This is a genomic window from Novosphingobium sp. PhB57 (genome assembly GCF_004342985.1).
Lineage (GTDB): Bacteria > Pseudomonadota > Alphaproteobacteria > Sphingomonadales > Sphingomonadaceae > Novosphingobium.
In genome coordinates this window covers 395,948-408,285 of sequence record NZ_SMBO01000003.1, presented here as the reverse complement: position 1 = coordinate 408,285, position 12,338 = coordinate 395,948, and the positions used below count along the sequence as shown (strand labels likewise).

General features: G+C 66.4%; 7 protein-coding genes. 4 read left to right on the top strand and 3 right to left on the bottom strand.

The features are described 5' to 3' along the window. Positions 1-155 precede the first annotated feature (155 nt). Both EDF58_RS12500 and EDF58_RS12495 read left to right on the top strand, forming a co-directional pair. A complete protein-coding gene (locus tag EDF58_RS12500) occupies positions 156-1,946 on the top strand; it encodes an ABC transporter ATP-binding protein (protein ID WP_132265882.1) in 1,791 nt (596 codons plus the stop codon). A 148-nt stretch (positions 1,947-2,094) separates the two neighbouring features. Further along, on the top strand, positions 2,095-3,627 hold the full coding sequence (locus tag EDF58_RS12495; RefSeq protein WP_243654219.1) for an MFS transporter: 1,533 nt from the start codon (positions 2,095-2,097) through the stop codon (positions 3,625-3,627). On the opposite strand, the gene EDF58_RS26340 is transcribed toward EDF58_RS12495, so the two are convergent. The 3 genes from EDF58_RS26340 to EDF58_RS12485 form a co-directional block, all read right to left on the bottom strand. Beyond that, the gene (locus EDF58_RS26340) at positions 3,548-4,555 is read right to left on the bottom strand and encodes a nuclease (RefSeq protein WP_243654218.1); all 1,008 of its coding nucleotides are present in this window, start codon (positions 4,553-4,555) and stop codon (positions 3,548-3,550) included. The genes EDF58_RS12495 and EDF58_RS26340 overlap by 80 nt on opposite strands. Positions 4,556-4,628: 73 nt before the next feature. After that, positions 4,629-5,786, bottom strand: a complete 1,158-nt coding sequence (locus tag EDF58_RS12490) for a YdcF family protein (RefSeq protein WP_243654217.1) — start codon at positions 5,784-5,786, stop codon at positions 4,629-4,631. Between the two features lie 20 nt (positions 5,787-5,806). Beyond that, entirely contained in the window at positions 5,807-8,299 is a 2,493-nt protein-coding gene (locus tag EDF58_RS12485) for a TonB-dependent receptor (protein ID WP_132266239.1), read from the bottom strand. Positions 8,300-8,447: 148 nt separating this feature from the next. On the opposite strand from EDF58_RS12485, the gene EDF58_RS12480 reads away from it, so the two are divergent. Both EDF58_RS12480 and EDF58_RS12475 read left to right on the top strand, forming a co-directional pair. After that, the gene (locus tag EDF58_RS12480) at positions 8,448-9,560 is read left to right on the top strand and encodes an ROK family transcriptional regulator (protein ID WP_132265879.1); all 1,113 of its coding nucleotides are present in this window, start codon (positions 8,448-8,450) and stop codon (positions 9,558-9,560) included. A 363-nt stretch (positions 9,561-9,923) separates the two neighbouring features. Next, positions 9,924-12,179, top strand: coding sequence for a TonB-dependent receptor (locus tag EDF58_RS12475; RefSeq protein WP_165921393.1), 2,256 nt, complete (start codon positions 9,924-9,926; stop codon positions 12,177-12,179). Positions 12,180-12,338: the final 159 nt, after the last annotated feature.

Sequence of the window (12,338 nt, the reverse complement as noted above, 5' to 3'; positions counted from 1 at the left end):
GTCCCTTCCGCGCGCCGAACTGACGGCGAGAGTCCCGAACCCGGCGTCCCGATGCTCAGGCTCGGGCGGCCGCCTCCCGACTTAGACCCGGTATCGCCGGGTCGCTCCTGACAATTGCCGAACCGGGACCGCGCAAGGCCGCGCGGAAAAACCTCATGACCGATACCGACGAAGACCTTTTCCCGCGCGCCGCGGTCCTGCGCAAGGTGCTGTCTTTCACGTTCCGCCATTGGCGGCGTGCCCCGGTGCTGGCCGCGGCCTGCGGCAGCGCGATGATGGTGGCGACCGTCACCGAGGTGTTCGTCCCGGTCTATGCCGGGCGGATGATCGACGCGGTGGGCGGGGGCGCCTCGGCCGAGGCATGGCGCGCTTTTGCCGCGATTACCGTGCTGGGGCTGGGCCTTGTGGTCTTTCGTTTCCTCGGCTGGTGGGCGATCACGCCGCTGACGCTGAACATGATGCGCGATGTGACGCAGGAGGCCTTCGCCCGCGTGCAGCGCCTTTCCACCGATTGGCACGCCAATGCCTTTTCCGGCTCCACCGTGCGGCGCATTACCCGCGGAATGTGGGCGCTCGACACGCTGAACGACGTGCTGCTGCTCTCCCTCCTGCCTTCGCTGACGGTCCTGGCGGCTACGGTGATCCTGCTGGCCCTGCACTGGCCGGTGCTCGGGCTGGTCATGGCGATCGGCGCTTTCGCCTATATCGCGCTGACCGTGGGGCTGGCGATGCGGGTGCTGGCGCCGATCGCGCGGCTTTCCAACCAGTGGGACACGCGGATCGGCGGCATCCTGGCCGACGCGATCGGCACCAACGCCGTGGTCAAGGCGTTCGGCGGCGAGGAACGCGAGGAGGAATTGCTCGGCCGCACGGTCGCCAAGTGGCGGCAGCGGACGCGGCGGACCTGGATGGCCTTCACCTGGGCGGGCAGCGGGCAGACCAGCCTGCTCTGGCTGGTGCGCGCGGCCGTGACGGCTGCCGCGCTGTGGCTGTGGATGCGGGGCGAGGCCAGCCCGGGCGACGTCGCTTACGTCATCACGAGCTACCTGGTGCTCAACGGCTATCTGCGCGACATCGGGCAGCACGTTCACATGCTGCAGCGCTCGGTGAACGAGATGGAGGAACTGGTCCAGCTCCACGATGAGCCGCTGGGTGTGGCCGACCGCGCGGATGCCGGTCCGATCCGCATCGCCGATGGCGCGATCCGCTTCGACACCGTGACTTTCCACTATGCCGGGCAGGACAAGCCACTGTTCCGGGACCTGGACGTGACGATCCCCGCTGGGCAACGCGTGGGGTTGGTGGGACCCTCCGGTTCGGGCAAGACCAGCTTCGTCAAGCTGATCCAGCGGCTCTACGACGTCGCGCAGGGCCGCGTGACGATCGATGGGCAGGACGTGGCCCATGCCACCCAGAACTCGCTGCGGCGGCAGGTGGCCATCGTTCCGCAGGAGCCAGTCCTGTTCCACCGCACGCTGGCCGAGAACATCGGTTATGGCCGCCCGGACGCGACGATCGCGGACATCGAACAGGCTGCGCGCCTCGCCAATGCGCATGAATTCATCATGCGGCTTCCCAAAGGCTACCGCACGCTGGTGGGCGAACGCGGCGTGAAGCTTTCGGGCGGCGAGCGCCAGCGCATCGCGATAGCCCGCGCCTTCCTGGCCGATGTGCCGATCCTGATCCTGGACGAGGCGACCTCCAGCCTCGATTCCGAATCCGAGGCGGCCATTCAGGATGCCATGGAGCGGCTGATGGTCGGCCGCACGGCTATCGTCATCGCCCACCGCCTGTCCACGGTACGCGCGCTGGACCGGATCCTGGTCTTCCATCGCGGAGAAATCGTCGAGGACGGCACGCACGATGCGCTGCTCAAGTCGCAGCAAGGGCAATATCGCCGGTTGTTCGAACGGCAGGCCGGAACGGCGGAGGCGGAAATTCACTGATCCGCAGGCGGATATCCGGCCGCTTCGGCTCGCCATGGAGGCTCATCGGCGAGCGAAGATCGCGGCCCGTCGCAAAACTGAAATGCCAGGCGACTAGAGGCCGCGCAGGGCGTGCGGTCGTGCGCCGTTTCAGCGACGTGACATGCAGGTGCCATCCATCAGGTCCGCCCCGCGCCGGGCAGCGACACATTCGGTTACGGCGAACCCGGGCTTCGGGCGTGAGGCGCGGTTGCTGGGCTATGCCAGCGGCAATTTCGGCAAAAATCTGGTCTTCGCCGGGGCCGACGTCACATTTCTTTACCTGCTGACCGACCTTTTCGGGCTGCCGGGCTCGGTGGCGGGCCTGCTCATGCTGGTTGCGCTGGCGGGCGATCTTGTTTTCGACCTGCTGGCAGCGCTGCTGGTCATTCGCCTGCGCCGCGCGGGCAAAGGCTACCGCTGGCTCATTCTGGCGGGCGCGATACCGGGAGGCACGGGTTTCGCGCTGCTCTATGCGCTGCCGGCGCTGGGTGCGGAGCGGGTCTGGATGGTGGCCGCGGCGCTCCTGCTGTTTCGCGGTGCCTATGCCGTGATCGATGTGCCGCACAATGCGCTGATGGCGCGCATGACGGTGGACAGCCGCGCGCGCGGCAGGGTGTCGGGATATCGCCTGTTCTTCAGCACGACCTCCTCCCTGACGGTCGCCTCGCTGCTGATGCCGACCGTCCAGCAGGCGGTGGCGACGCGCACGCTGGATCTTCTGGCTCTGACCGGCTGCCTGGCGGGCCTGCTGTTCGCCATGACCATCGCCTTTTCGGCCTGCGCCTCGGGGAACGACACAAGCGCCGCAGGCGGGCGCGACGCGGAGGAGCATGACCAGGGGCGCGAGAGCGACGGCGACGGGATCGCCGTGCCTCTGCGGGAAGGGATGGTCGCCGGCATGGGCGTGCTCGCGCTCATCACCGGCTTTGCCGTGCCGACGTTCGAGCGGATGCTGCTTTACATGGGCACATACGTCTTTCACCGGCCGGAGATGGTCAGCACGCTCCTGATCTCCGTGACGCTGGGACAGTTCCTGGGCGTACTGCTCTGGACCCCGCTGACCGGCCGCTACGACAAGAGCCGGTTGCTGGGGACGGGGCATCTGCTTTGCGCCGCAAGCCTGGCGTGCTTCGGTCTCTGCATGGCCTGGCCGCCCGCGCTACTGGCTTGCGGCGTGCTGATCGGCATCGCCTTCACATGCGTCTTCATGCTGCCCTGGGGACTGCTGGCCGATACGGTGGATTTCGTGGCCTGGAAGCGGGGGCGCCGCTACGAGACCGGGCTCTTTGCCTTCTATCTCGTGATCGTGAAGGCAGGCGGCGCGGCCGCGAACGGGGCCATCGGATGGTGTCTCGGCAGCCTTGGCTACACGCCGGGGGCGGAGCAATCGGCACTGGTGCGCGCCGGTATCCTGACGCTGGGCCTGGGCGTGCCCATTGCCGGAAGCCTGGCCGCGGTTCTGCTGCTCCGCCGCTTCGATATCGGTCATGCCCGCCACGCCCGCCTGCTGTCCGCCCTGTCGGCCGGGCGGACCGGCGCGAGAGAGCTTGGACAGCAGAGGGGACGCCCGGTCGTTCCGGTCAGGCGCCCACTTGCGCCGGTGCCGAGCCGGTTTCCGGGTCGTAGGCCGGGTTGGCCGGATCGAGCGGCGAAGGCTTGAGCGGGGCGGGCTTCACCGCGCTTTCGGCCCAGGCTCGGCAGATCATGTCGCGCAGCATCGCCGCGCCCTTGGCCGTGCGTGCGTAGACGAGTTCGCGCACGTCCTTGTCCTTGAAGTTCGCGAAGCGGTCGCGCTTTTCCAGGACATAGACCTGTTCCATGTGACTGGCCGCCTCGTCGAGATAGGCGAGGACGGCGTCGAACATGTCGCCCTCCCGGTGGCCGGCGGCGCCGATGCGCGGGGCGATGTCCCCGGTGGTCAGGGCCATGCCGTCCACGAACTCGCTTTCGAACCGGCCGTGGATCGTGCGGTCGCGCGTATAGCCCTTGGGATTGTCACCCCGCCAGCCGTCGCTGTTGACCGAATCGTGCAGCGGCTGCGCGCCGTCGCCGATATAGTGGCCGAGGCGGATCACCTGGAAGGCGCAGTGCTGTTCGGCAAAGGCGGTCTCCTTGCCCTCGGCGCGCAAGGCGCGGACCTGGCGCATGCAGGCGATCAGGCGTTCATAGGATTCCATCGCGGCATAGGGAAGCGTCCCGGTCCAGCGGACATTGGTGCGCTGGGCGGTCAGCGGATCCTTGTCCTTGATCGCCTCGTAATGCTTGTAGAGCGCGATCACGAAAGCATAGCGCGACCGCGGGATCGGTTTGAGGAAAGCGAACTGTTCCTTGAACCAGCCGTGGTTCGGGTCTTCCTCGATCTTGGAGAACGGCTCGCTATCCCCGCGCCAGCCGTCCGGAAGGGAGGCGGAGCCGGCAATATAGTCCACCTGTTTGCGCAGGAAGACGGGGCCATCGTCCGGGATCGCCTCGATGGCCGCGCGGTCGATCACGGCATGGGCGGTCCCACCCCAGGCGAGTGCCACATTCGGGTGAAGCGCAGCGGGGAAAACGGCGGCGGTTAGCGCGGCGAGAACGAAGGGGCGCATGTCGGGCTCCGGTCGAGAAAGCGGGGGTCGAGAAAGCGGGGGTCGAGAAGGCGGGGATCGAGAAGGCGGAAAATCAGGGATCGAGCGGGTCGCGGGGATCGATCCGGGCGGACTGCGGCGAAGGGCGGAATTCCAGCTCGGTCGGCGAGACGCGTCGTCCGACCTGGCCGGGCTGGTAACCCAGTTCGGCAAGATTGCGCTGGACGAAAGCGGGGCTTTCGATCGAGGCGCTCTGGCCGGGGTTGCAGACGATCACCGTGTCCTTGTCGAGCGGCGCGCCCATGGCCACCAGCAGGCGCGTGGCATTGCGCAAGTTGGTGGTGGTGTGGCGGGCGTAAGGCTCGATGACGATGGCCTCGGCCGGCACGCCGTAGCGCTCGATCAGCGCCTTGCGCATCTGCTCCGCCTCCACGAAGCGGGTGGCGCGGGGATGGGCGCGGCCGCCGGTGACGATGATGAAAGGCACGTCGCCGGCCGCGAAACGGCTGGCGGCAAGGCGCAAGTGGTACTTCCCGAAGGGGCTGACCGCCATGTCGTCTACTTCCGGACCCACCCCGGTGACGATCATTGCGCTGTAGCGGTAGCGTTTCCAGTCGAGACTTTTGGCACGCTTCATGGCCGGGGCGTTGAGGCCGCTCATGAGCGGTTCGAAGCCGATGGCGTCCGTCCGGTCGCTGCCGTCGAGCAGGGCGAGCGCGAACTCGATGCTGGGGTCCAGCGCCTGAACCGAAGATGCGCGCGGGGTCTGGGCCAGCCATGCAGCGGCCTGGAGCCGGGCGCGGGCTTCCTGCGGGTCGATCGTGCCCGCACCGTCGATCTGCGGATAGGCGGGCACCTGGCCGAGACCGAACGTTCGCACGATGGCGTTGACGCCGGCGATCTCGCGCGCGGCCTGGGCCGCGGTGCCGTCATCCGCTCTGCCGAGGTTGGCCGGCTGGACCGCCGCGCCGGAGAGCGCGGCGCTTTCGGCCGGTGTCCAGATCATGGCCTGGGCCAGGCAGCCGAGGTCTGCCGCGCAGGCTTCGCGGCGTTCCTGGCGGGCGCGCAGCATCGCCGCAACCTCGGGCCTGGCCATGAGCGCGGCCATGGCCGAAGTGTCCTGGCCGAGAGCGCCGAGCAGGGGGAACAGCCGGTTGGACAGGGCTTCTGCCTGGACGTCGCGAACCGCCCCGGCCGAAGCCGGGACGGAAGCGAGCGAGAGCATGGCGGCAGCGACGAGCGGTGCCGCCATCCGGTACGCTTTTACGCGCATTACCAGGACTTGCTCACGACCAGGCGGAAGTTGCGGCCGAAGATCGGGCGGCCGTAGATCGCTTCCGCGCTGCCCTGGCCGGCCAGCGAGTCGGTGCGGGTATTGCCTTCGGTCAGGCCATGGGCGTTGAACAGGTTGTCGCCCACCACCTGAAGCTGCCAGGTACCGTGCGAGACCGTGAAGCCCGCGCCGATCGTGCCATAGGCCGGCAGCGCGGTGTTGTTGTAGAGGTCCACGAAGCGCTTGCCCATGTAGGTGTAGCGTCCATAGACCGAGATGTCGGTGTCGTCGGTAGAGAAGTTGAAGCTCGGACGGATGTTGCCGTAGACCTTCGGCTGGCGGACGATCTGGTTGCCTTCGGCCTGCTCCGGATCGGCGCCGGTGGCGCTTTGGAAGTTCTTGTACTTCGGATCGCTGACCGTGAGAGCGCCGTTCAGCGTGAACCACGGGGTGACCGACCAGGCGCCGTCGAATTCGATACCCTTGACTTGCGCTTCGCCGATGAAGGGTACGTTCACGTCATTGCGGCCCGTGGTCGGATCGAACGCGAGGAACGAGGCGTTGAGCGGGTCGAAGTTGGTGTAGAACCCGGTCACGTAAAGGTACGAACGGCCCGAGGCGAACTTGAGGCCGGCTTCGAACTGGTCGGCCACGGTGGTGATGATCGTCGGGTTGATGCTCATCACGGTCTGGACGTTCGGCGGCGTCTCCAGGTGCGAGGCGCGGCCGTAGACGCCGATGTGGCTGGTGAAGTCGTAGTTGGCGCCGACCGTCCAGTTGGTGACGTTGGGCTTCAGCTTCTGGTTCAGGATCACGCCGGTGAAGGCGCGGGTCGTGTCGTCGGCCAGGGTGGTCGCATCGCCCAGGTTGACCTGGGTGGTGAGTGCGGCCCAGCCCTTGTAGCTGTAGCGTTCGTGGCGGATGCCGGCATCGATGCGCAGGCCCGGCACGATTTCCCAGGTGTCGTTGGCATAGACCGCGAACATCTTGGCGTCGGAATCGCCCTGGTTGAGCGTGGCGGCGTAGTTGAGCACGCCGTTGTCGGTAACGCGGCCCACCACGGCGCCGGCAGCGTTGTAGCCGACAAGGTCCAGGGTGCGCGGTTCGCCCGCCACTTCGATCAGGTAGTTCTGATAAAGCGTGCGGCTGTCTTCGCCATAGAGGCTGCCGTAAAGGCCCAGCTTGATGTCATGGCTGCCGATGCCCGTCTCGAACTGCTTGGCGACCGAGAGATTGGCCTGGCCCGAGTAGAACTTCGAGTGGATGTCGCGGTATTGGCCCTGCATGACCAGGCCCGAGGCCGCATAGGGATCGTAGACGGTGCTGGTTCCGGCCAGCACATAGCCGAAGCGCGTGGCGCCGAAGGCAGCACCGCCGGAGCGGTTGAGATAAGTGTTGGCGAAAGCATTGGCGTCGACCGGGTTGGTGGTCGAATAGAACGCGGTGAAGTCGTTCTTGCCCTGGGTATAGCCTGCCGCGGCCGTGACCAGCCAGCCGTCGAAATCGCCTTCGTAGTGGACGCCGAAGTTCAGCATCTGCATGTGGCGACCATCCGACAGGTCGCTGTTGCGGCTCTGCACGACACCGTTGCCGTCGCGGTACTTCAGGTTGACGTGGCGGAACGCCGGCGAGTTCATCGTGCCGTCGAAATAGTCGATGTACTGGTTCAGCGATTCGCCGGTCAGCGGGTTGTTGGTCGGGATCGGCAGGTAGAAGACGTTGTGATCGTTGACGTAGTTGACGTTCAGCTTGATGAAGCCGTTGTCCATTTCATGCTTGATGTTGGCGCGGATCTGGCCGCCCTTGTCGTTGGGGAAGCCGTTGTCGCGGTAGCCGTCGTGATAGCGCATGAAGCCGCCGATCGCGTAGTAAGTCTTCTCGCCCAGCGGGCCGGCCTGATAGGCGTCGAGGCGGTAGAGGCCGGTATCGCCCAGCGTCACTTGCGCCTTGCCGCGCGCCACGTCGCTGCCGGTTACGGTGATGGCGTTGATGATCGCGCCCGAGTAGCTGGCGTAGACGGGGGCCGGGCCGCCGCGGACCACTTCGACGCGGTCGGTCATGAGGTCCTGCTTCAGGATCGCGTCGCCGCGGAAGAACACGCCGTCGTTCTCGTGGAACAGCGGCAGGCCGTCCTGCTGGAAGCTGACGAAGCCGCCGTCGTTGGGCAGGCCGCGGATGCGATAGATGTTCTGCACTTCGCCGCCGGTGATCTCGGTCTGGAAGCCGGGCAGCTGGCCGATCAGGTCCGCGAAGTTCACGGGCGCGATCTTCTGGATGTCTTCCTGCGACACGGTGTTGATCGCGTAGGACACGTCGAAGCGGCGCTGGGCGCGGGTCGAGCCGGTGACGATGATGTCGTCGGACGAGGAGGACTGGTCGTCGGCCTGAGCCGGAGCGGTGGACGCGGCAGCCGTCTGGGCGGCGGCCGGAGCAATGAATACGGTGCAGACGGCGGCCAGCGCCGTGCCGGAAGCGAGAATGCTCTTGAGCATTGGAAGGACCCTCATTTCGTTGATGCCGCCCTTCGAGAGGCGACGCGCAAGCCCCTTGACGGCTGAAGATGACGCTTTTAATTATTATTCGTGAAATAATTAATTATGACAGTTTCGCGGCAGCGCCCGAAGCCTGGAGCCGATCGCCATGCATTTGCCCGCCCTGGAAAAGGATCAGCGAAGGATCGTCCAGGAATTGCGCAAGGCCGGGGCCTTGTCCCGCTCCGCTCTGGCCAGCCGGCTGGAGATAAGCCCGGCGGCGCTTACCAAACTGTCGCGGACGCTCCTGTCTATGGGCGTGGTCGAGGAACTGGACGACCCCGCCCATGCCGCGCGCGGACGTCCTGCCGTGCCGCTGAAACTCGCCTCGGGGGGCGGCTATGCCGTGGGCGCCACGGCGCACAAGGGCATGCTGGACATCGCGCTGGTCGATTTTGCAGGCGGCACCATCGCTACGCATCACGAAACGATCGAGCCGATCGATCCCCGCCAGTTCGCCCGCAAGGTGCGCGAAGTGACCCATGATCTCGTCAGCCGTCACAATCTGCTGGGCCGCCGCATGCTGGGCATGGGGGTGGCCGTTCCCGGCCCGGCGCTCTCGACTACCGGAGACAAGTGGAGCGTCGTCGATGCCTTGCCCGGCTGGCGCGGTTCACCGCTGCGCCAGATCCTGTCGAGCGAGCTGGGCTGGCCGCTCTGGCTGGAGAACGATGCCAATGCCGCGGCGCTGGCGGAATTCTACCTTGGCGGGCTGCTCCGGGACTTGTCGACGGTCGTCGTCCTGCTGCTCGGTTATGGCATAGGCGCCGGGGTCATCGTCGACGGGCGGCTGGTGCGGGGACAATACGGCGTGGCGGGCGAAGTGGGATGCCTCTTCCCGATGGATCGCCCCCGGCCCAGCCCTCTCGATCTGCTTGCCTGCCTGCGGGCGGATGGCTGCGCGATAACGTCGGTGTCCGAGATCGACCCCGCCGCGCCGGAACAGCGCAGCACCATCGAGAGTTGGATGGACCGGGCTGCGGCCCAGCTCGAAGTGGTGTGCAATACCGCCTTCGCCTGGATCGATCCGGGCGCGATCGTGCTGGCCGGACCTTTGCCCTCCGTCATCCTGAATGGCCTGCAGGACCGCCTCAGGCACGCGCCGCTGGTACAGACCGTGGAAAGTCGCCGGCCGCCGGTGCGCGTCTCCGGCGTGGGCGGATCGCCGATCACGCTGGGAGCGGCGCTGCTGCCGATCCATGCTTTCGCGGCGCAGGAATGAGGGCAGGCTTCGGACCGGCGGAGCAACTCCCGGAAATCTCGTGAATTTGCCTGTGCTCCTTGCGCCTTCGCGCAAGGCCAAGGGGCCGGGCATGGCTTCGGTCTGGTCGCTTGCGGCAATGTGTCCTGTCTGTCGGCGAAGTAACGCAAGGAATTGCGGGGCGATCGATTGACCCCCGCCGCGCTCCTCCCCACGGCTTGGGGACGGGACCGAAAGCTCGGCCCGAAATCGAAAAGCGTATCGGGGAAGGCTCTGGCCTGACCGGCGACGGTGGCGGGGCTCGCCCCCGGATCGGCGGCGTCCCTGCGCGATGGAGGAGGGTGTGCCATGCCTGTTATGCGATCATCGACGAAGCGACCGGCCTTGCGACGAAGCGCGGGCGCGCTGGCCATGGCAGCGGCCTGTGCCGCGCCCGCCGCCCTGGCCCAGGCTGCAGCACCGACGGGAACGCAAGCCTCCCCCGATCCCGCGACCGTCCCGCAAGATTCATCGCACGGCTTGCAGGAAATCATCGTCACGGCCCAGCGCCGCGCTGAAAATCTTCAGGACGTGCCGATCGCGATCACCGCCGTGACATCGGCGGCGCTCGGCTCCGCGGGGATCGCGGAAACGAATACCCTGACCCAGGCGATCCCGGCGGTGCAGTTCTCGCGCTCGGGCGCGAGCGGCCTGTTCTTCGTGCGCGGCGTGGGCACGACCAATGCCTCCATCGGCGATGAGGGCTCGAACGCCTTCTACGTCGACGGCGTCTACATGCCGGACCTTTCCAGCACGGTCATGCAGTTCAACAACATAGACCGGGTGGAAGTGCTGAAGGGGCCGCAGGGTACGCTCTTCGGGCGCAATGCCTTCGGCGGGCTGATCCACGTCATCACCAAGGAGCCCGGCGATCGCCTGGAAGCGACGGCTCAGGCCGGCTATGCGAACTACGACACCATCCAGGGCCAGGCCTACGTCGGCGGCCCGGTTTCGGAAAACATCAGTGCGGACCTGGCGCTTACCGGCTACGACCAGCGGGACGGCTGGGGGCGCAACGTCACGCTGGACCGGGACATCAAGAAGATGTGGTACTGGGGCGCCCGCTCCAAGATCGTGATGCGGGCGAGCGATGCCGTCAAATTCGTGCTGGGCGGCGATTACTACCGGACGAACGACAATACGGCGATCGGCTGGAGCGTGGATGAGGACTACCTCGTCGTCGGAGGCATCCGGTCTATCGGCAGCATGGATACCGCGTCGAACAGCTATTCGCTGACCAAGCTGGAGAATTGGGGGCTGAGCCTGACGGCGGACGCCGATCTCGGCTTGGCCAGGCTGACGAGCATCAGTTCCCTGCGGGACAGCACCAATCGTTCGGACTTCGATGTCGATGCCACCCAGGTTCCCTACCTGCATATCGGCTTCACATCGGGCTCGCGCGCCTACCAGCAGGAGCTGCGCCTGGCATCGGACGACACCGATCCGCTGAGCTGGCAGATCGGCGTGTTCTATCTCCATTCCAACGTCTACAACCGCTCCCAGCTTGCGGGACTGGCGCTGGGCGGGATCAACACCGGCCAATATATCGACGCGACGCTCGACACCGATTCCTACGCTGCATTCGGCGAAGTGACATATGCGCTGACGCCGACCACCAAGCTGACGGGCGGTGTCCGCTATACCAAGGACAAGCGCCAACTGGGCGGCGGCTATGCCGCGCTGGTGAACGGTGTGGCGGGCACGCTCATCCCGGTCGACGACGAGATCAGCTACGGCAAGTTCACCTGGCGCGCTGCCCTGCGGCAGGAACTGTCGGAGGACGTCAGCGTCTATCTCTCCTACAACCGCGGGTTCAAGGCCGGGACGTACTCGCTGCAGAACCCGCAGCTTCCGCCAGTGCTGCCGCAATATATCAACGCTTACGAGGCCGGCGTGAAGTCGGAGCTGTTCGGCCGCGCGCTGCGGCTCAACGCGGCGATCTTCCACTACGACATCTCCGACTATCAGGTCCGCTCCGCCGCAGTGGGTACGCTGGGCACGGCAGCGCTGCTCAATGCCGCGTCGGTGAAAGTCGACGGGCTGGATGTCGATTTCGAGGCGGCGCCTGTTCAGGGCATCCGCATTTTCGGCGGCTTCACCTGGCTCAATTCCCGCTTCCACTACTTCGGCCCTACCGAGACACTGGCGGGTGCGCCGTTCATCTATCCCAATCCCGCGATCTGCAATGCGCCGGGCACCAGCGTTCCGGGTATGGTCACCGGGCCGCAAGTGGGCGGTTTCCGCACCTGTTTCGGAGATGCCTCCGGCTTCCAGACGCCCACCGCGCCGGACTTTTCGGCCAGCCTGGGCATGAGCGCGACAGTGCCGATCGACGAAATCCAGGAACTGCGGGTCTCGGTCATGGGCAGCTACAACAGCGGCTTCCCCTTCGAGACGGACGGCGTGCTGCGGCAGGATGAATACATGCTGCTCAACGGTTCGGTGGAGTACCGGCCAAGCGAGCATTGGGGGCTGGAGTTCTGGATGAAGAACCTGTCCGACACGAAGTATTTCCAGCAGAAGATTTCCACCGGGCTGGGCGCCACCACCGCGCGGGCGGCACCGCGCACATATGGCGCCACGCTGCGTTTCACTTACTGACGGGCTTTCGCAGGGGGAGGGCCGCGCCGGTTACGCTGCCGCGCGGCCCTTTCGCTCTTGCCCCTTCCGAAGCGAGGCTCCGCATGTCCAGCCTCCGGGAAGGGCGAGGAGGATGCCTTGCCGGCCTGGCCGGTTGACAGCGGAGCCGCCGGGCCGCAG

What these genes read in the sequence shown, in the direction of transcription:
- EDF58_RS26340 (WP_243654218.1), bottom strand. Translation starts at nt 4,555, where the DNA reads ATGCGCCCCTTCGTTCTCGCCGCGCTAACCGCCGCCGTTTTCCCCGCT.
- EDF58_RS12480 (WP_132265879.1), top strand. Translation starts at nt 8,448, where the DNA reads ATGCATTTGCCCGCCCTGGAAAAGGATCAGCGAAGGATCGTCCAGGAA.
- EDF58_RS12485 (WP_132266239.1), bottom strand. Translation starts at nt 8,299, where the DNA reads ATGCTCAAGAGCATTCTCGCTTCCGGCACGGCGCTGGCCGCCGTCTGC.
- EDF58_RS12490 (WP_243654217.1), bottom strand. Translation starts at nt 5,786, where the DNA reads ATGGCGGCACCGCTCGTCGCTGCCGCCATGCTCTCGCTCGCTTCCGTC.
- EDF58_RS12500 (WP_132265882.1), top strand. Translation starts at nt 156, where the DNA reads ATGACCGATACCGACGAAGACCTTTTCCCGCGCGCCGCGGTCCTGCGC.